At 68.3% G+C, this 19233-nt stretch carries 18 protein-coding genes; 2 read left to right on the top strand and 16 right to left on the bottom strand.

Features of this window, described 5'->3' with window-relative positions:
- Nucleotides 1–107: 107 nt before the first annotated feature.
- From C6P64_RS07755 to C6P64_RS07720, 8 genes are all read right to left on the bottom strand, one after another.
- On the bottom strand, nucleotides 108–1070 hold the full coding sequence (locus C6P64_RS07755; protein WP_105747985.1) for a glucokinase: 963 nt from the start codon (nucleotides 1068–1070) through the stop codon (nucleotides 108–110).
- Nucleotides 1071–1130: 60 nt separating this feature from the next.
- Complete coding sequence (locus tag C6P64_RS07750; RefSeq protein WP_245911668.1) at nucleotides 1131–2492, bottom strand: MATE family efflux transporter; 1362 nt, start codon at nucleotides 2490–2492, stop codon at nucleotides 1131–1133.
- 110 nt (nucleotides 2493–2602) lie between these two features.
- Entirely contained in the window at nucleotides 2603–4315 is a 1713-nt protein-coding gene (locus C6P64_RS07745; protein ID WP_105747984.1) for a glycoside hydrolase family 13 protein, read from the bottom strand.
- Complete coding sequence (locus C6P64_RS07740) at nucleotides 4312–5448, bottom strand: ABC transporter ATP-binding protein (RefSeq protein ID WP_105747983.1); 1137 nt, start codon at nucleotides 5446–5448, stop codon at nucleotides 4312–4314. The genes C6P64_RS07745 and C6P64_RS07740 overlap by 4 nt, the downstream gene beginning before the upstream one ends.
- A gap of 12 nt (nucleotides 5449–5460) precedes the next feature.
- Nucleotides 5461–7101, bottom strand: a complete 1641-nt coding sequence (locus C6P64_RS07735; protein WP_105747982.1) for an alpha-glucosidase family protein — start codon at nucleotides 7099–7101, stop codon at nucleotides 5461–5463.
- Between the two features lie 22 nt (nucleotides 7102–7123).
- Complete coding sequence (locus C6P64_RS07730) at nucleotides 7124–7960, bottom strand: carbohydrate ABC transporter permease (protein WP_105747981.1); 837 nt, start codon at nucleotides 7958–7960, stop codon at nucleotides 7124–7126.
- A gap of 1 nt (nucleotide 7961) precedes the next feature.
- The gene (locus C6P64_RS07725) at nucleotides 7962–8870 is read right to left on the bottom strand and encodes a carbohydrate ABC transporter permease (protein WP_105747980.1); all 909 of its coding nucleotides are present in this window, start codon (nucleotides 8868–8870) and stop codon (nucleotides 7962–7964) included.
- Nucleotides 8871–8953: 83 nt separating this feature from the next.
- A complete protein-coding gene (locus C6P64_RS07720) occupies nucleotides 8954–10225 on the bottom strand; it encodes an ABC transporter substrate-binding protein (RefSeq protein ID WP_105747979.1) in 1272 nt (423 codons plus the stop codon).
- 196 nt (nucleotides 10226–10421) lie between these two features.
- On the opposite strand from C6P64_RS07720, the gene C6P64_RS07715 reads away from it, so the two are divergent.
- Both C6P64_RS07715 and C6P64_RS07710 read left to right on the top strand, forming a co-directional pair.
- Nucleotides 10422–11270 (top strand): MurR/RpiR family transcriptional regulator, encoded by an 849-nt coding sequence (locus tag C6P64_RS07715; RefSeq protein WP_105747978.1) that lies wholly within the window; start codon nucleotides 10422–10424, stop codon nucleotides 11268–11270.
- Between the two features lie 11 nt (nucleotides 11271–11281).
- Nucleotides 11282–12499 carry an MFS transporter gene (locus tag C6P64_RS07710; RefSeq protein ID WP_105747977.1) on the top strand — a complete coding sequence of 406 codons (1218 nt, stop codon included), beginning with the start codon at nucleotides 11282–11284 and terminating at the stop codon, nucleotides 12497–12499.
- Between the two features lie 9 nt (nucleotides 12500–12508).
- On the opposite strand, the gene cobA is transcribed toward C6P64_RS07710, so the two are convergent.
- From cobA to C6P64_RS07670, 8 genes are read right to left on the bottom strand one after another with little or no spacing between them, the layout of a single operon-like run.
- Nucleotides 12509–13276: a uroporphyrinogen-III C-methyltransferase gene (gene cobA, locus C6P64_RS07705; protein WP_105747976.1), complete on the bottom strand. Its 768-nt coding sequence runs from the start codon at nucleotides 13274–13276 to the stop codon at nucleotides 12509–12511.
- On the bottom strand, nucleotides 13273–13614 hold the full coding sequence (locus C6P64_RS07700) for a (2Fe-2S) ferredoxin domain-containing protein (protein WP_105747975.1): 342 nt from the start codon (nucleotides 13612–13614) through the stop codon (nucleotides 13273–13275). Before C6P64_RS07700 ends, cobA begins: the two co-directional genes overlap by 4 nt.
- Complete coding sequence (cobJ, locus tag C6P64_RS07695) at nucleotides 13611–14615, bottom strand: precorrin-3B C(17)-methyltransferase (protein WP_105747974.1); 1005 nt, start codon at nucleotides 14613–14615, stop codon at nucleotides 13611–13613. The genes C6P64_RS07700 and cobJ overlap by 4 nt, the downstream gene beginning before the upstream one ends.
- Entirely contained in the window at nucleotides 14590–15075 is a 486-nt protein-coding gene (locus C6P64_RS07690) for a cobalamin biosynthesis protein (RefSeq protein WP_105747973.1), read from the bottom strand. Before C6P64_RS07690 ends, cobJ begins: the two co-directional genes overlap by 26 nt.
- Nucleotides 15072–15878 (bottom strand): cobalamin biosynthesis central domain-containing protein, encoded by an 807-nt coding sequence (locus C6P64_RS07685; protein ID WP_105747972.1) that lies wholly within the window; start codon nucleotides 15876–15878, stop codon nucleotides 15072–15074. The genes C6P64_RS07690 and C6P64_RS07685 overlap by 4 nt, the downstream gene beginning before the upstream one ends.
- Nucleotides 15875–16699 carry a precorrin-2 C(20)-methyltransferase gene (gene cobI / locus C6P64_RS07680; RefSeq protein WP_105747971.1) on the bottom strand — a complete coding sequence of 275 codons (825 nt, stop codon included), beginning with the start codon at nucleotides 16697–16699 and terminating at the stop codon, nucleotides 15875–15877. The genes C6P64_RS07685 and cobI overlap by 4 nt, the downstream gene beginning before the upstream one ends.
- On the bottom strand, nucleotides 16692–18029 hold the full coding sequence (gene cbiE, locus C6P64_RS07675) for a precorrin-6y C5,15-methyltransferase (decarboxylating) subunit CbiE (RefSeq protein WP_105747970.1): 1338 nt from the start codon (nucleotides 18027–18029) through the stop codon (nucleotides 16692–16694). Before cbiE ends, cobI begins: the two co-directional genes overlap by 8 nt.
- Complete coding sequence (locus C6P64_RS07670) at nucleotides 18026–19228, bottom strand: cobalt-precorrin-5B (C(1))-methyltransferase (protein WP_105747969.1); 1203 nt, start codon at nucleotides 19226–19228, stop codon at nucleotides 18026–18028. The genes cbiE and C6P64_RS07670 overlap by 4 nt, the downstream gene beginning before the upstream one ends.
- Nucleotides 19229–19233 lie beyond the last annotated feature (5 nt).

The raw sequence follows: 19233 nt of genomic DNA, 5'->3' as shown, positions 1-19233 counted from the left end.
CCGCACCGGCCGCACCGGCCCCCAGCCCGCCATCAGGCCTTGCGGCCTTGCAGCCATTCTCGGCAATGTCGATCAAGAGGTCCGGCCTGACCAGCCGCTGGCCTGGCTCAGTCCCGCTCCAGCGCCACCGCCGCCCCGGCCAGTGCCGGTGACTGGCTGGCGTTGATGACCCAGACCGGAATCCCGGCCAGGTAGGGCTGGAAGCGCCCCTTGGCCTCGAACCTGGCCCTGAAAGGCGAACCCAGGAACCAGTCGCCCAGCCGCGGCACGATGCCACCACCGATGTAGATGCCCCCCTTGGCGCCGAGGGTGAGCGCCAGGTTGCCGGCGACCGAGCCCAGGAAGGCGCACATCATGGCCAGCGCTTCCGCGCAGCGCGCGTCCTGGCCGGACAGCGCGGCCTGGCTGACCTGGGCGGCCTCCCAGCCTTCGGGGGGCGGCACGCCATCGGCCAGGCAGAGCGCGCGGTGGATGTCGACCAGCCCCATGCCGCTGATCGCGCGCTCGGCCGAGGCATGGCCATGGCGCTCGCTCAGGAAGCCGACCACCGCTTGCTCGCGCGGCGTGGTGGCGGCCAGGCTGACATGGCCGCCCTCGCCTTGCAGCGGCAGCCAGCCGCCGCGGCCGTCGGGCAGCAGGCCCGAGACGCCGAGCCCGGTGCCGGGCCCGAGCAAGCCGATCGCCGTGCCGGGCATGGCCTGGCCGCCGCCGACCTGGACCAGCTGTTCGGGTGCCAGCCCCGGCAGGGCCAGCGCGAGCGCGGTGAAGTCGTTGAGCACGCGCAGCCGCTCTAGCCTGAGCGAGCGCTGCAGCGCGTCGATCGAGAACGACCAGTGGTGGTTGGTCATCTGGATGCGGTCGCCATGCACCGGGTTGGCGATCGCGATCGCGCAGACCCGGGGCCGGGGCCGGTCGATGCGCCCCAGGTAGGCCAGGATCGCGGCCTCGAGCGACTCGTGGTCGGCGCAAGGCAGGGTGATCTGGTCCTCGATGGTCGCGCCAGCGGCGGCCTGCCAGGCAAAGCGGGCATTGGTGCCGCCGACGTCGGCCAGCAGGCGTGGGGCTGCCATCGTGGCGGCAGGGTGGGAAGGTTGCAGGATTTCCATGACAAGAACGGATAGGCAAGGGATTCAGGAGCGCTGCCGCAAGGCGCGCAGGGTCTGGCGGGCATGCGGCAACCAACCATGGCGGCGCCAGCGCCACCACATCAGGCCGCCGCGCACGGCTTCGTCGGCGACATAGGCGATCCAGATGCCGGGCAGGCCGAACTGGCGGCCGAGCCAGTAGGAGCCCAGGCCGAGCACCAGCAGCTGGGAGGGAATGCCGCTGACCAGCGGAAAATGGATGTCGCCGCTGGCGCGCAGCGCGCCGGGGACGACCAGGTTCATGACCCGGCCGAGCTCGAGCAGCACCGAGAGCCAGAGCAGGGTCTGCGCCGCCGCGATGATGGCCGGGTCGCGCGTGAAGAGGCGCATCAGCCAGGGCGCGGCCAGCGCGGCCAGCAGGGCGATGCCGCCCGAGGCCAGCATGCCGTTGCGCACCCCCTTCCTGACCATGGCATCGGCCGCGCGCAGCGAGCCCGAACCGACCAGCCGGCCGACCATGATCTCGCAGGCCCAGCCGATCGCCATGCTGATGATCAGCACGTACTTGAGCGTCTGTAGCACGTAGGAATGCGTCGCCAGCGCGGCCACGCCGAGCCGTGCCACCGCCGACAGCGAGACCATGAAGCCGATGCGGTAGACCATCTCGGACGCCGCGCCTGGCAGGCCGATGCGCAGCACCGGCCAGAGCAGCTCGGTCGGCACCCGCCACCAGTCGCGCGCCTGGGGCCGGATCTGCATCCGGCTGCGCCACAGCCACAGGTGCAGCGCCAGGCCCAGGCAGCGGCTGAGGAACCAGGCCAGCGCGAAGCCGTTGAGTCCCAGGCCGTCCCAGTCGCCCCAGCCGCGCATCAGCGGCACCGCCAGCAGCAGGTGGCTGCCATGCATGGCGACCATGATCAGCAGCGATTCGCGCGCGTGCAGGTGGGCGCGCAGCACGGCCGCCATGCTCAGGTTGCAGGCCTCCAGCGTCATCGAGGGCGCCAGCAGCAGCATGTAGAGCGTGGCCATTGGCCAGAGCTCCTCGGGTGCGTTCAGGATGTCCAGCGTCAGGCGGCCACCCAGCAGCAGCCACAGCGCGACCGCGGCGCCGGCCCAGCTGCTCGCGCCCAGCGCCATGCGGGCAATCCGGTTTGCCTGCTCGACGTCGCCGCTGCCCAGGCGCTGCGTGACCACCACGCCCAGGCCGATGGCCAGCACGCGGAACACCACGAATAGGGTCTCGAGCACCTGCTGCACCAGGCCGAATGAGCCCGCCGCCGCGTCCGAGCTGTGCGAGGCCAGGTAGAGCCCGGCCAGTGCCACGCTCATGCCCAGGATGAACTCGCCCACGATGGGCACGGCCACCTTGTTCAGGCTGGGGCGGACAGTGGAGGTGGTCTGGTGCACGCAATAACCCGATCAAATCAGGGAATTGTCACGATTCTGGCCAGCAAGTCGGGGGGCGCCTGGTTACGTAACGCGAACAATGCCATGCGCCAGTCCGGCTCCCGCACGGCTCAATGCAGCCAGCACATCAGCGCCTCGTAGGGTCGCAAGCGCAGGCCTTCCAGGGCCAGCGGCTGGGCTTCGGGATAGTTGCCGATCAGCCGCTCGGCCTGGCAGGTGGCCACCTCGGGTGGCAGCTCGACTGCCAGCTCGCCGGCGCCGAAGTTGCACAGCACCAGCAGCCGCTGCTGGTCCAGGCAGCGCAGGTAGGCGTAGAGCTGCTCATGCCCGGGCAGCAGCAGCTCGTGGCGACCCGCCACCAGCACCGGCAGCTGCTTGCGCAGCGCGATCAGCGCACGGTAGTAGTGGAACACCGAGTTCGGGTCGGCCAGCGCCTGTGCGGCATTGACCTCGGGAGCATTCGGGTGGAGCGCGATCCAGGGCCGGCCGCTGCTGAAGCCGGCCTGGTCGCTGCCGTCCCAGGGCATGGGCGTGCGCGCGTTGTCGCGGCCCTTGGTGTGGATGGCCGCCAGCGCCTGCTCCGGGGTCCAGCCGCGTTCGGTGGTGGCGACGCGGTGGAAGTTCAGGCTCTCGATGTCGCGGTAGTCCTCGATCCGTTCGAAGGCGACGTTGCTCATGCCGAGCTCCTCGCCCTGGTAGATGTAGGGCGTGCCCTGCATGCCGTGCAGCCAGGTCGCGAGCATCTTGGCCGATTCGACCCGGTAGCGGCCGTCGTCGCCGAAGCGCGAGACTGGCCGTGGCTGGTCGTGGTTGCTCAGGTAGAGGCTGTTCCAGCCGCGACCGTGTAGCTCGTCCTGCCAGCGGCCCATGGTGCGTTTCAGCTCGCGCAGGTCGAGCGGCCTGGCCGCCCACTTGCCCATCACATGGCCGCCCACGCTGTCGAGGTCCATGTGCTCGAACTGGAACAGCATGTCGAGCGCGCCGGTCTCGGGGTGGGTGATGTCGCGGCCCTGCTGCACGGTTGCCAGCGGCGCCTCGCCGACCGTGATGGTGTCGTAATGGTCGAGCACCTCGCGCCGCATCTCGCGCAGGAACTCGAGCAGGCGCGGACCGTTGCAGGTCATGCCGAAGGACGGCTGCAGGAAACCTTCGCGCACCAGCGGCGCGTCGGGCAGGCTGCCGTCGGCGGCCCAGGGCTTGGAGATCATGTTGATGACATCCATGCGAAAGCCGTCGACCCCCTTGTCGAGCCAGAAGCGCATCAGCGCGTAAACCTCGGCGCGCAGCCTGGGGTTTTCCCAGTTGAGGTCGGGCTGCTTCCTGCTGAACATGTGCAGGTAGTATTCGCCGGTGGCCTGGTTCCACTCCCAGACCGAGCCCTGGAAGGCGGCCTCCCAGTTGTTCGGTGGCGAGCCGTCCGCCTTCGGCTCGGCCCAGAGGTAGTAGTCGTGGTAGGGATTGTCGCGGCTGCTGCGCGCCTGGCGGAACCACTCGTGCTCGTCCGAGCTGTGGTTGACGACCAGGTCCATCATTAGACGGATGCCGCGCGCGTGCATGGCGGCGAGCATCTGCTCGAAATCGGCCATGGTGCCGAATTCCGGCGCGATGGCGCGGTAGTCGCTGATGTCGTAGCCGTTGTCGTCCTGCGGCGAGGCATAGACCGGCGACAGCCAGACCAGGTCGACGCCGAGCTGCTGCAGGTAGTCCAGCCTTGAGGTGATGCCCGGCAGGTCGCCGATGCCGTCGCCGTTGCTGTCCTGGAAGCTGCGCGGGTAGATCTGGTAGACGACGCCACGCTTCCAGTCGTCGCTGGCGGATGTCATCGCGGCAGCTCCAGCGTGCGCTCGCAGGCGTCGCCGCCGGCATCGAACAGGTGGATCAGGTCGGCCGGCAGCTTGACGTTGACGGCGTCGCCCACCTGCTCGCGCGTGGTGCCGTCGACCCGCACCGTGATGACCGGCAGGCCGCGGCCCAGGTCGATGTAGAGCAAGGACGCCTCGCCGAGCTTCTCGACATGGCTGATCTCGCCGGCCAGGCAGTTGTCCTCGCCGGCCGCGACCAGGCGCATGTCCTCGGGGCGGCAGCCCAGGCTGACCGAGGCGCCCTTCTCGATCCGGTGCGCGTCCACCGTGGCCGCCAGCGGCACGCCGCCGACCTGCACCTGCGCGCTCTGGCTCGTGCTCGCGAGCAGCTGGCCGGGCAGCACGTTCATCTTGGGCGAGCCGATGAACTCGGCCACGAACAGGCTGGCCGGGCGGTGGTAGAGCTCCATCGGCGTGCCGACCTGGGCCACCGAGCCATGGCTCTGGATGCGGTCGCCGGTGTGCAGCAGCACGATCTTGTCGGCCAGTGTCATCGCCTCGACCTGGTCGTGGGTGACGTAGATCATGCTCGCGCTGCCGATGCGCTTGTGCAGGCGCGCGATCTCGAGCCGGGTCTGCACCCGCAGCGCGGCGTCGAGGTTGGACAGCGGCTCGTCGAACAGGAACACGCGCGGCTCCTTGACGATGGCGCGGCCGATCGCGACCCGCTGCCGCTGGCCGCCCGAGAGCGCCTTGGGCAGGCGGTCGAGCAGGTGGGTCAGCTGCAGCACCTCGGCCGCCTCGCGCACCTTGCGGTCGATCTCGGCCGAGTTGGCGCCGAACACCTTGAGGCCGAAGGCCATGTTCTCGCGCACCGTCATGTGCGGATAGAGCGCGTAGCTCTGGAACACCATCGCGACGCCGCGGCGCGCCGGCGGCAGGTCGTTGACGCGCTCGCCGTCGATCAGCAGGTCGCCGCCGCTGATCTCCTCCAGGCCGGCGACCATGCGCAGCAGCGTGGACTTGCCGCAGCCCGAGGGGCCGACGAAGACGCAGAACTCGCCATGCTCGATGGTCAGGTTGGCCTGCTTGATGGTCAGCGGCGCGTCGGGCGCATAGCGCTTGCTCAGCGCGCGGAATTCGATCTTGGACATGCTTGCTTCTCCTTAGCGGGCGAGGAAGATGCCGCCCCAGGGCTCGAGATGGATGGTTCCGTCCTCGACGCGGCCACCCTCCAGGCCGCTGCCTTCGAGGGCTGCGGCAGCGACCCAGTCGGCCGGCAGCGCGAGGCTGGCGGCGCGCTCGCTGAAGTTGAAGGCGCACAGCAGGCGCTGGTCCCCGTGCTCGCGCACCAGGGCCAGCACCTGCTCGTCGCAGGGCAGCAGGCTCATGCTGCCGTGGACCAGCGCGGGCTGCTGGCGGCGCCAGTGCAGCAGCTGGGTGAAGTAGGCCAGCAGGCTGTCGGCGCGTGCCGCCTGCCGGTCGACCGCCAGCGGCAGGTGGGCGGACGGCACCGGCAGCCAGGGCTTGGCCGGGCCGAAGCCGGCGTTCGGCTCGTCGGCCGCCCAGGGCATGGGCGTGCGGCAGCCATCGCGGCCCTTGAACTGCGGCCACATCGTGATGCCGTAGGGGTCCTGCAGGTCCTCGAAGGCCAGCTCGGCCTCGGGCAGGCCGAGCTCCTCGCCCTGGTACAGGCAGATCGTGCCGCGCAGGCTGGCCTGGAAGGCGGCCGCCAGTCGCAGCAGGCGCGCATCGGGCTGGGCACCGCCCCAGCGGGTCGCGACCCGGGTCACGTCGTGGTTGGACAGCGCCCAGCAGGGCCAGCCGTCGCCCACCACCGCATTGAAGCGCTCCAGCACCCCGTGCAGGAAGGGCGCGCTGTGCAGGTCGCCCAGGAAGTCGAAGCAGTAGGCCATGTGCAGCTTGTCGCCGCCGCGGGTGTACTCGGCCACCCGGGCCAGGCCGTCGTCGTCGCCGATCTCGCCCACCATGGTGGTGTCGGGATACTGGTCGAGCAGCGCGCGCAGGCGCTGCAGGAAGACCAGGTTCTCGGGCCGGCTCTTGTCGTAGAGATGGCGCTGCCAGCCGTAGGGGTTGAAGGGGTTGACCGCCGGGTCGGGCTTGTTCGGGTCGGGCGCGCCGCGGCCCGGGTTGCTGCGCAGCTCGGCGTCGTGGAAGTAGAAGTTGGCGGTGTCGAGCCTATAGCCATCCACCCCGAGGTCGAGCCAGAACTTGACCGTGGCCAGGATCGCGTCCTGCACCGCCGGGTGGTGGAAGTTCAGGTCGGGCTGGCTGGTGAGGAAGTTGTGCAGGTAATACTGGCAGCGGCGCGTGTCCCATTGCCAGGCGCTGCCGCCGAAGATGGACAGCCAGTTGTTGGGCGGGTTGCCATCTTCCTTCGCGTCGGCCCAGACATACCAGTCGGCCTTCGCGTTGTCGCGGCTGGCGCGGCTCTCGACGAACCAGGGATGCTGGTCGCTGGTGTGCGACAGCACCTGGTCGATCATGACCTTGAGGCCCAGTTCGTGCGCGCGCGCGACCAGCGTCCTGAAGTCGTCCAGCGTGCCGAACATCGGGTCGACATCGCAGTAGTCGCTGACGTCGTAGCCGAAGTCCTTCATCGGGCTCTTGAAGAAGGGCGACAGCCAGATGCCGTCAGCGCCAAGTCGGGCGATATGCTCGAGCCGGGCGGTGATGCCCGGCAGGTCGCCGATGCCGTCGCCATTGCTGTCCTGGTAGGAACGCGGGTAGATCTGGTAGATGACGCCGCCGCGCCACCAGCCGTTGTTGGGTGCCTTGTTGCTCATGTCGGTAGGTAGGAAAAGAGGTTCAGCCCTTGACCGCGCCAGCCGTGAGGCCGGAGACGATCTTCTTCTGGAAGATGAGGACCAGGGCCAGCAGCGGCAGCGTCACCAGCACGGAGGCGGCCATGATGTTGCCCCAGGGGATGTCGTACTTGCTCGCGCCCGAGATCAGCGAGATCGAGACCGGTACGGTGCGCTCGTTGTTGTCGAGCACGAAGGTCAGCGCGAACAGGAACTCGTTCCAGGCCGCGATGAAGGCGAGCAGCCCGGTCGAGACCAGCGCCGGCCACAGCAGCGGCAGGAACACGTCCTTGATGATGCGCCAGGGGCCGCAGCCGTCCATGATCGCCGCCTCCTCGAGCTCCTTGGGCAGCTGCTTCATGAAGGTAGTCAGCACCCAGACCGTGAACGGCAGCGTGAAGATCATGTAGGGCAGCACCAGTCCCAAGGACTTGTTGTAGAGCCCCAGCGCGCGGATCAGCTCGAACATGCCGGCCAGCACCGCGACCTGCGGGAACATCGACACCGCCAGCACCGCGGTCAGCAGCAGGCCGCGACCCTTGAAGCTGATGCGGCCCAGCGCATAGGCTGCCGTCACGCCGAGGAACAGCGACAGCACCACCACCGAGACCGAGACGATCACGGAGTTGACGATGTGGCGCCCGAACGGCTGCTCGGCCAGCGTGAACAGCGAGGCGTAGTTGGCCAGCGTGACCGAGCTCGGCCAGAGCCGGGGCTCGAACAGCGCCGAGCCCGACTTGAACGAGGTCGAGACCGCGTACAGGAAGGGGAAGACCGAGACCACGACGACCAGCGCCGCCGCGGCGTAGAGGGCGATGCGCCCGGGGGAAATCTTGCTCATCTCAATCCTCCGACAGCTTCATGCGGCCCAGGCGGATCGCCGCCACGGTGCACAGACCGATGATCAGGAACAGCGCGGTCGAGGCCGCCGAGCCATAGCCCATGTAGCCGTTGTCGACCATCTCGCGCCGCACGAAGCCCGACATGCTGATGGTGCTGTTGTTGTTCGAGGTCAGCACGTAGATCAGGTCGAACACGCGCAGCGCGTCGAGCAGGCGGAAGATCACCGCGACCATCAGCGCCGGACGGATCAGCGGCAGCGTGACCTTCCAGAACACGCGCAGCGGATGCACGCCGTCGACGCGCGCGGCCTCGTAGCAGTCCTTGGGCAGGGTCTGCAGCGCGGCCAGGATCAACAGCGCCATGAAGGGCGTGGTCTTCCAGACGTCGACCGCGACCACGGTCCAGAGCGCGTAGGACGGGTCGGCGGTCCAGGCCAGCTTGCTCGCCAGCAGGCCGGCATCGAACAGCCACTGGTTGATGACGCCGAACTGGTCGTGCAGCATCCAGCCCCACATCTTGGCCGAGACGATGGTCGGGATCGCCCAGGGCACCAGCACGGCGGCGCGCACCCAAGCCCGGCCCTTGAACTCCTGGTTCAGCAGCAGCGCCACCGCCAGGCCGAGCGCGGTCTCGAGCGTGACCGACACCAGCGAGAACTTCAGCGTGTTCAGTATCGACAGGCCCCAGTCGCTGTTCCAGAAGCCGTCCGTGTGGTTGGGGTTGGCGAACAGGCCATATTCCCCGAAATAGTTTTCCAGCCCGACGAACTTCGCGGCGTCGATGTCATTGATGTTGGCGTCGGTGAAGCTGAACCAGATGGTTCGCCCCAGCGGCCAGACCGCCACCAGCGCCAGCACCAGCAGCATCGGCGCGAGGAAGGTCCAGGCGGTTCTTGTCTTGCTATTCATGGGTTTGCACTCCAGTCCCGAGGGAAAGGCGCGGCCCCGGCACCAGGCCGGCGGCGGCAGCCGCGCCGTGAATCAAGTCCGGATCACCACTGGTTGCGCTTGACCTGCTTGAGCTTGCCCTCGAGCTTCTTCAGGCTGTCCTCGGCGCTGGCCTTGCCCGACAGCACGTCGTGGGTCGCGTTCCAGAATGCCGCGCTGACCTCGGGGTACTTGGCGCCGGTGGCGGTGGCCGGACGCGGCACCGCGCTGGTGAAGACGTCATACAGGCTGCCGAAGAAGGGGTTGGCATCGAGCACGGTCTTGTCCTTGTAGAGCGCGGCGATGGTCGGGTTGTAGGAGCCCTTGATCGCGCGTTCCTTCTGCACCTCGGGGCTGGTCATGTACATGACGAGAGAGGCGGCCGCCTCCGGGTTCTTCGAGTACTTGGAGACCGACAGCTGCCAGCCCCCCAGGGTGGCGGCGTTCTTGCCGTCCTCGCCGCCCTTGGGCAGCGGCATGACGCCGATCTTGCCCTTGATCTTGCTGTCGGCGCCATTGCCCAGCGACCAGGCGTAGGGCCAGTTGCGCATGAAAGCGGCGTTGCCGTTCTGGAACACGCCGCGCGCTTCCTCCTCGGCATAGTTGAGCACGCCCTGCGGCGCGATGCTGCCGATCCAGGAGGCGGCGGTCCTGAGCGCCTTGGCCGCGTTCGGGTTGTTGACCGTGATCTCGCCCTTGTCGTTGACGATGTTGCCGCCGTTGTAGCTGCTGATCCACTCGACCGCGTCGCAGGTCAGGCCCTCGTAGGCCTTGGCCTGGAACACGAAGCCCTGGAAGTCGGCATTGCCGGCGGCGCGCTCGCCATCCTGGATCTTCCTGGCCGCGGCGGCCATGTCCTCCCAGGTCTGCGGCGCCTTGATGCCGTACTTCTCGAGCAGGTCCTTGCGGTAGAACATCAGGCCGGCGTCGGTGAACCAGGGCATGGCCAGCAGCTTGCCGTCGACGGTGTTGTTGGCGACGATGGCCGGGAAATGCTCCTTCTCGATGCCCTTGCTGTAGGGCTTGAGGTCGAGCAGGTGGTCCTTGATCACGCCCGGCCAGACCACGTCGACGTTGATCACGTCGAGGTCGGTCGACTTGGCCGCGAACATCTGGCGGAACAGCGCGAGGATGTCGGTGGTCGAGTTCGGAATCGTGAACAGCTTGACCTGGTGGCCGGTCTTCTTGGCCCATTCCTCGGTGTGCTTCTTGCAGAACTCGAAGTCCTGGCCGACCGATCCGCAGGAAATGGTCACGGTCGCCGCCTGGGCGCCGGCCATCAGCAGGGGGGTCGCGGCTGCCAGCAGGGCGGCCTTGTAGCTGAAAGATAGTTTCATGATCTTGTCTCTCTCGTCTAGGTTCTTGGACGTCGGCCGCCCTCCGGAAAGCAGTCATCCGAAGCGTCGACCAGCCGATTTCACCATGAATGCAATCGATTGCATCAAAGGGTTTTCCCTAGCTGGAACAACTTGTACCGGGTTGGTAACCTGATTACACTCAATCCGCCTAAGAATCACCCCATCAGGACCGCCCATGCTCGAACGTATCCAAGCCTCGCTCACCGCCCTGCCCCCCGCCGAACAACGTGTCGGCAAGCTGGTGCTGGCGGACGCGCGCAAGTTCGTCAACCTGCCGATCAGCGAGATCGCCGACCGCTCCCACGTCAGCAAGCCGACCGTGGTGCGCTTTTGCCGCAGCATGGGCTACGACGGCCTGAGCGACTTCAAGCTCAAGCTTGCCGGCACCGTCAGCGAGGGCGTGCCCTTCATCCACCGCAGCGTCGACTCGGACGACAAGATCAGCGACGTGCTGGTCAAGGTGATCGACAACAGCGTCGCGGCCTTCCTGCGCTACCGCAACGACGCCTCGACCCATGCGCTCGAGCGTGCGGTCGAGGTGCTCGAGGCGGCCTGGAAGGCCGAGCGCCGCATCGAGTTCTACGGCGTCGGCAACTCCGGCATCGTGGCGCAGGATGCGCAGCACAAGTTCTTCCGCCTCGGCGTCAACGCGATCGCCTACAGCGACGGCCACATGCAGGTCATGAGCGCCTCCTTGCGCAAGCCGGGCGACGTGGTGGTGGTGATCTCGAACTCGGGCCGTACCCGCGACCTGATGGACGCCGCCGACATCGCGCGCCGCCATGGCGCGACCGTGATCGTGATCACCGCCAGCGGCTCTCCATTGGCCTCGGTCGGCAACATCCACCTGACGGCCGACCACCCCGAGAACTACGACCGCTACAGCCCGATGACCTCGCGCCTGCTGCACCTGATGATCATTGACGTGCTGGCGACCGCCCTGGCGCTGCGCATCGGCGCCGACCAGCTGCAGCCCCTGCTCAAGGACATGAAGTCCAACCTGCACAGCCGCCGCTACGCCTGAACACCGATCCGATGGCGCGAGAAACGACCCGAACCCTGCCAGCCGCCGCCCGCCTGCCGGCGCGATCGGGTGCGCCGACCTCGCTGGCCGGCGCCCGCTGGGCGGCACGCGCCCAGTTTGCCGCGCTCGGCCTGCTCAGCGGGGTCTGGGGCGTGCATATCCCGACCGTCAAGCAGCAATACGGCCTGAGCGAGGCCTGGCTCTCGCTGCTGCTGCTGACGGTGGCCTTGGGCGCGGTGCTGTCGCTGCTGGTCGCCGGGCGGGTGATTGCGCGGCTGGGGGTGCGCCGTGCCACGCGGCTGGCGGCCATCCTGATGGGCAGCATGCTGACCCTGGCGCTGCAATGGCCGGCGCTGGGCTGGATGCTGCCGTCGATGCTGCTGTTCGGCGCGGCGATGAGCCTGTTCGACGTCGCCATCAATACCGAGGGCTCGGCGCTCGAGGCACTCGGCAGCCAGGCCATCATGAGCAATCTGCATGGCAGCTTCAGCCTGGGCGGCATGGCCGGTGCGGCGCTCGCGGCCCTGCTGATCCGGCTGCACTGGCCCGCCGGCCTGCAGCTGGCCGCCGTGGGCCTCCTGATCGCCTGCTGGGTCAGCCTGGCCGCGCGCGGCATGCTGGCGCGACACCCGCAGGAGGCCGCGGGCGAGGCCGGGGCAGCGCATTTCAGCTGGCCGCGCGGCCGGCTGCTGGTGCTGGGCCTGCTGATCTTTGCCGCCATGAGCGCCGAAGGCGCGATGTACGACTGGAGCGTGCTCTACCTGAAGCAGGAGGTGTTGCTGCCGCAGAACCAGGCGGCGCTCGGCTATGCCGCCTTCGCCGGCGCCATGGCGGTGGCGCGCCTGCTCGGCGACCGGCTGCGCGAGCGCCATGCCGAGGCCCTGCTGCTCAAAGTCGGCGGCGGCCTGTCGGCGCTGGCCATGAGCCTGGTGCTGCTGACGGGACATCCCGCAGTCGCCCTGCTGGGCTATGCCCTGATCGGGGCTGGCCTCGCGCTGTCGGCGCCCATCCTGTACAACGCCTCCACCCGGGTGCCGGGAACGACGCGCGCCGCGGCGATTGCCGCCGTCACCTCGGTCGGCTACAGCGGCTTCCTGCTCGGCCCGCCGCTGATCGGCGCGCTGGCCCAGGGCTTCGGCCTGAGCTGGGCGCTGTGCGTGGTGGTGCTGGGCTCGGCGCTGCTGGCCTGGGGGGCGCGCTTCGTCCCTGCCTCATCCCATGGCGGCTGACCCGACGGTCTACAGCGCCTGACGGGTGCTCCACGCCTGTGCCAGCGACACCACGCTCCCGATGACCAGCAAGCTCGGCGGCTTGACGCCATACCGTTCGGCGGTGCGCGGCAGATCACGCAGTCGAGTCGGGTAGATGGCCTCTTGCGGCCAGGTCGCCTTGTAGACCAGTGCTGCCGGGGTGTTCCCTGGCAGTCCCGCAGCCTGGAGCTCGGACGCTATGGTCTCCAGACCGGTCACGCCCATGTAGATCACCACGGTTTGCCCGGGCTGGGCCAATGCCTGCCAGTTCAGGTCTATCGTGTGGTCTTTCAGGTGGCCGGTGACGAAGACGCAGCTCTGGGCATGGTCGCGGTGCGTCAAGGGAAAGCCAAGACTGGCCGCTGCGCCCAGGGCCGCCGTGATGCCAGGCACGATTTCGACCGGGATCCGGTGCTGCAGCAACAGGTCCATCTCCTCGCCGCCGCGCCCGAACACGAACGGGTCGCCGCCCTTGAGACGTACCACGCGCCGTCCCTGCTGCGCCAGCCGAACCAGCAGCCGGCAGATCTCGTCCTGCGGCAGGGTGTGGTTCCCGGCGGACTTGCCGACGTAGAGGCGCTGCGCCTGTGGCGGCGCCAGCTCGACAATGCCCGGCCCGACCAGATTGTCGTACACCAGAACCTCGGCCATCTGCAGGCGGCGCCAGGCGCGCAGGGTCAGCAGCTCCAGATCGCCCGGGCCGGCACCCACCAGCGACACCGTGCCCCTGGCCTGTTCCGACAGCAGCGGCATCATGACGCGGGCCCCTGGTGGAACACGAGGTCCTGTACCGGCTCTCCCCCCACTAGATGCTGTTCGATGATGCGGTCCATGTTGGCGGGGGTCACGTTGTAGTACCAGGTGCCGTCGGGCTGCACGCACATCACCGGGCCGCCCTTGCAGGCGGCAAAGCAGTTGACCCGGCTGCGCTTGACCCGCAGCTCGCCTTGATCCAGCCCGGCCGCCTTGAATTTCTCGCCCAGGCTGTCGAACAAGGCTTGCGCGGCGCCGTCCTGGGTGCAGCGCGTCCCGGTGCACAGCAGCAGGTGGCGGCGGTAGGCGCCGATCTTGGGTTTTTCCACCGGATGGCTCATGCGCTTGCCTCGGCTTGTGCAGCGGTTTCTGTCACCGCATCCAGCAGGGTGGAACGGATGTAGTCGACAGGCAGCCGGTGGCGTGCAGCCAGGGTATCGATGTCGAGTCCCGCGGCGTGCTCGGCCTGCAAGGTGTCGAGCCAGCCCAGCAGGCCGGTGGACAGGGAGCGGCCCCGCCTCTCCCCGTCGCGGGTGTTTCCGCCCTGCTCGAGGTCGTACTTGTTGGCATAGCCGCGGGGCGTCACCATCAGCCCGTGGCGCACGAAGGTGTTGCTGTTGCCGATCAGCACCGTGCTCAGCATGCCGATCTCGGCCTCGGCCATCTGGTCCAGGGTGGTGAACAGGATCTGCTCGCGCCGGCGGTAGGCGCTCTTGACGATCGCCACCGGCGTGTCGGGGCGGCGGTGACGCAGGAACAGGCGCTGGGCTTCGACGATCTGCCGGGTACGCCGGCCGCTCTTGGGGTTGTAGAGCGCGACCACGAAGTCGGCCATGGCCACCGCATCGAGACGCCGTGCGATGGTGGGCCAGGGGGTGAGCAGGTCCGACAGCGAGATGGCGCAGAAGTCGTGCGTCAGCGGTGCGCCGACCAGCGCCGCGCAGCTGTTGAGCGCCGAAGCGCCCGGGATGATTTCCACCTGCACCGGGTCGTCCGGGGTCCAGCCGGCCTGGAACAGCACCTCGTAGGTCGGACCGGCCATGCCGTAGACGCCCGCGTCGCCGGACGAGATCAGCGCCACTTTCCTGCCTTGCCGGGCCGCGTCCAGCGCGCTGACCGCGCGGTCCAGTTCCTCGGTCATGCTCTTGCGGATGATTTCCTTGCCCTCGAGCAGGTCCGCCACCAGCTTGATGTAGGTGACGTAGCCGATGACGGTGTCGGCCTCCTCGATGGCCTGGCGCGCGCGCGCCGTCATGTGGGCTTCGCTGCCGGGGCCGATGCCGACCAGCATGATCTTGCCGGGCATGGACGCGGCGTCAGGAACGGGGGATGGAGTCGTCATGCGTGGCTTCCTTGTTGCAGGGACAGGGGTGGTGGGAGATCCGGCGGGCGATCGACACGGTGGCGTTCCTGCCGTCCGCGCCGCGCCACCTGTGCTTTTCCAGGCGCAGGGCAGTCGGCGCGGCCGGCTGGCCGGACGCACCAGCGGCCAGCAAGGCAGCGGCCTCGCTCACCGATGGCGTGCCGGTGTGGCGCAGCACCGTGGTGCTGGGGTTGGGGACGGGCACCGCGGCCAGCGCGGCGGCCGGGTAGAAATGGATCGGACAGTCCAGCTGCCGCGCCAGCGACAGCAGAGCGGGCTCGTCGGCCTTGAGGTCGATGCTGGCCAGCGTCGCGACCTCGTTCAAGCTGGCCCCGAGCTGCTGCAGCGCCTGGGTGACCGCCTCTTGCAGCGTGGCCAGTGCGGTGCCCCGATCGCAACCGAGCCCCAGCACCAGGGTCTGGTCGGTCTGGGGCGTCATGCCCGGACCTCATCGGCAGGGATCGCTGGCTCCAGGGGCGGGCGATACACGACCAGGCGCTCAGCCCATTGCTGCCAATGCGCCGCCGGAATGTCGGCCTGGGTCACCCACAGCACGGCGCGGTGGTGTTCTGGCCGCACCTGGTCCCAATGTTCTAGGCATTCGATGTTGGCTGGCAAGGGAGTGGCACGGGTCCACCAGTGGCGGCTGCCTGCCTGCTGGACAAAGGCGATCGGTTCGCCATTGACCACATGCGCCGACACGCGGGTGATGTTGATCTTGGGCGCCTCGACCCGCCAGCCCAGGTGGCGACCCAGGATGTCCACCGGAATGGTCTTGCCGACATCGGACGCTGTCGTCAGCACGGCGGTGGCGCCCAGCAGGTCAGCCACGCGTTCGCTCATGGCGTTGGCGCCACCGACATGGCCGGACAGTACCGGGATGACGAACTGCCCCGCGTCGTCCACCACCGTCACGCCCGGGTCTTCGTCCTTGCTTTTCAGGCAGGGGGCGATCAGCCGAACCACGGCCCCGAGCGAAACCAGGAACACCAGCTGGTCGTACTGCGCAAACAGACGGGCCATTTCGTCGCGCAAGGCGCCTGCGTAGGCGTGCACCGGCTGTGGCAGGTCGGCAAATGTGGCGGCGAACTTGCTGGCGGTGCAGACATGGGCCTGCGGCAGATCGCGCGCCAGGCGCGCGGCCAGCGCCGCGCCATGCTTGGTGATGGCGATCAGGCAGATCCGGGTGTCTGCCTCGTTGGGTGCGGGTGCCGACAGCACCACGGTGGCGTCCGAACTCATGGCGTCACTTCCTCCAATGCCACTGGGGCAGCGCCCGGGCTGGTCTTCTTCAGGCAACCCCTGATCCGTTCGCCGCGCACGCGGTGCGGGTTCTTCACGATCAACAGGGACAGATAGCTCACACGCTGGCCGCGCAGGGCCAGCAGGTCGGCGCCGGACAGGCGTCGCTCATCCTTGGCCCCGACGCGCTCGATGAAGTGCGAATTGGCCAACAACCCCTTGACCTCCAGCCAGGTCACAAGGTCGTCCAGCAGGGGTTTGATCTTCATCAGCACCAGGGTGTCGAAGTCGTGCAGCAGCCGGTCCACCGCGCCGACGCCATAGGCTGCAGGCACGATGGCGACCGTATCGTCCTGCTCTGCGAACGGCTCACCGACATCGGCACAGGCGGCGGTGAAGGAGTTCACGCCTGCGATCACCTGCACCGGCAAGTCCGCGTCGAGCGCGCGCAAGGTGCGGGCCAGGTGGCCGAAGGTGGCGTAGGTGCTGGCGTCGCCCTCGACCAGGAACAGCACATCGCGTCCGGCTTGGAGCCAGGGCAACACGGTGTGGGCGGCTTTCAGCCAGGCACGCGCCAGTTTTTCACCATCGTGAGTCATGGGAAACAGCAGCAGCGCGTGGTCGGTCGGCGGAGCCAGTCCGGCCCGGGTGACGATGTCCAGAGCGTAGCTGGGCGTCTTGCCGCTGCGCGCGGGATACACCCACACCGTGTCGCGACGCTGCAAAGCAGCCCAGGCGGCACGGGTGATCAGGCCCGGAGCGCCCGGACCCAGGGAGACGCCCCACAAGGTGCCTCGGCGGGGATGTTCAGCTTCAGTCATGCGCGGACTCCTGCGGTTCGGGTTTGTGAGCGCAGACCAGCCACACCGGGTTTTCGGCAGCCATGCGGTGCATGTGCAGAATCGGCTTGCTGCGGGCGGCCTGCAGTTGCAATACGTCCCAGGACAGGTCGGCGGCAACTGCGGCGCGTTGCAGCGTGTCGGTGGCCGTGGCCAGGTTTTCCAGGGTGACGAAGTTCATCACGAGATGTCCGCCCGGGCGCAAGCGGTGCAGCACAAGGTGGATGAGCCCGGCCAGTTCGCCACCCGAGCCCCCGATGAACACGGCGTCGGGGTCGGGCCAGTGGTCCAACTGCTCCGGTGCCTTGCCCAGCGCCAGGCTGTAGTTGCTGACGCCGAAGGCAGCATGGTTGCGTGCGGCAATCGCGTGATCGGCCTCGTTTTTTTCAATCGCATACACATGGCCAAGCGGGCAGAGTCGTGCCGCCTCCAGGCCCACCGAGCCCGAGCCGGCGCCGATGTCCCAGACCACGCTGTGGGCGCGCAGTTGCAGCCTGGCCAGGCTGACGGCGCGCACCTCTTGCTTGGTGATCAGACCTTTGTCGGGCTGGCGTTGCTCGTAGGCGTTGTCCGCCAGCCCCATGTGCACTGGCGTGGGTCGTGGCCGAATCCGCCACAACAGCACCACATTCAGCGCCGGAAAAGCCATCCTGGCCGCATCCGATGGCGCCAGCTGCGACCACACCCGTTCAGTGGCCTGCAGCAGGTCGGCGGCGACCGCGAGCTGGAAGTCGTCACCCAGCCCTTCGGCCAGCAGCAGACGAGCCAGCCGGTCCGGGCTGTTGGCCGGGCTGGTCAGCACCAGCAGGCGGTCCTGCGCGCGCAAGGCCTGAGCCAGGTGGTACAAACCATGCTGGGGGCGGCTGCCGCGCGTCCACTCTCCGGCGTCCTTGCCGTGCACCGACAAGATGGCGGCGTCCTGCCACGCCAGGCCGACCCGGGCGCAGGCCAGCTGCAGGGTGGACAGATTGGGCAGGATTTCCAGTGCATCAAGGCACAGCTGCTGCGCCAGGTAGGGCGCAATGCCATGGCACAGCGGGTCACCGGTGGCCAGCACCACGCTGGCCTGGTTCGCGGCCCGGGCCGCGCGTATCCATTCGGGCAAGGCGCCGAGTTGTCCAGTCAGATCATGCAATACCGCACCGGGTTTGAATTCGCGTGCGAACAGCGCCAAGGTACGGGTACCGCCCACCACCACATCGGCGGTGCGAAGGTGGGCCAGTGCGGTGGTGCTCAGACTGGCCACCCCATCATCGAGCACGCCGATCACGCGGCAGGGGTTGGGATCTTGGCGGAGGGTGTCGAGGGTCATTCGGTGTCGAAGTCCGGGTGCTGGAGATGGCCAATGCCGGTGCGCCCGGCAGTGACGGGCGAGGCGCATTCACGGGCCGGCGCCGACCACAAATCGGCCACTTTCTGGCCGGAAAAGTCGCACACCAACACCCGCAGCTGGAAGGCGTTGCCGTAGCGCCCAGGCGCGGTCAAGGTGTCGATGGCGGCTTGAGCCAGCGCGCGGTGAAAGGCCTCGCCCAGTCCGCGCTCCACCATCAACTCGGCGCCAAAGCGCGCGGTTTCAGCCTGTGCGATGGCCTGGCAGTCCGCCTCGCTGGCACCAATGTCGCGCGCCAGGCGAGCGACGAGATCGGTGTCGACCTCGGCACGGTTGGCGTGGGTGATGGTTTCGCCCTGGGCGATCTTGGTGAGCTTGCCCACCATCACGCCCAGCACCACCAGGCGGATGCCCTGTGCCACGACCTCGTCGAGGGCGTAGCGCAGGAAATCGCCCATCTGCACGAAACAGGCCGCCGGCAATTCGGGGCGATCCTGACGCAACTCGGTCATGGCAAAGCTTTCGGTGCGCCCGCCCGTGGTCAGGGCGACCACGCCATGACCCAGCGTGGCCGCCACCTGGATGCCCTGGACCACGCTGGCACGCCAGGCCGCCGTCGAATAGGGCTTGACGATGCCCGTGGTCCCCAGGATGCTGATGCCTCCCAGAATGCCCAGGCGCGCGTTGGTGGTCTTGCGGGCCATGTCCTGGCCCCCTGGCACGCTGATGGTGATTTCCAGTCCGTGCTCGGCCAGCAGACCCGGGGCCGCCTCGCGGATGTTGTCCAGGATGTTTTGCCGCGGCACCGGATTGATGGCCGGACCGCCCACTTCCAGACCAAGGCCCGGCATCGTCACCGTGCCCACGCCTTCGCCGGCGCGGTACACCACCTTGCCTGTCTGGTGCGGCAGCAAACGCAAGTCGACGGTCAGGTGGGCACCGTCGGTGCAGTCCGGATCGTCGCCGGCGAACTTCACCACCACCGCATGTGCGCTCAGTTCGTCGCAGCGGCCATCCTGCACCGCAAAGGACGTCCGGCTGCCATTGGGCAGCAGGCTCTCGATCGCGGCGGGTACCTGGCCCTGGGCCAGCCCGATCGCCGCCGCACGTGCGGCGGCGGCCGAACAGGCGCCGGTGGTGAAGCCGGTGCGCGTGCCGCGCTGGGAGTTCTTCTCCATCATGCGGT

Source organism: Malikia granosa, from assembly GCF_002980595.1.
In the GTDB taxonomy this organism is placed as follows: Bacteria; Pseudomonadota; Gammaproteobacteria; order Burkholderiales; family Burkholderiaceae_C; genus Malikia; species Malikia granosa.
Note: the sequence above shows the minus strand (reverse complement) of the source record. Positions and strands in the feature narration are given on the sequence as shown.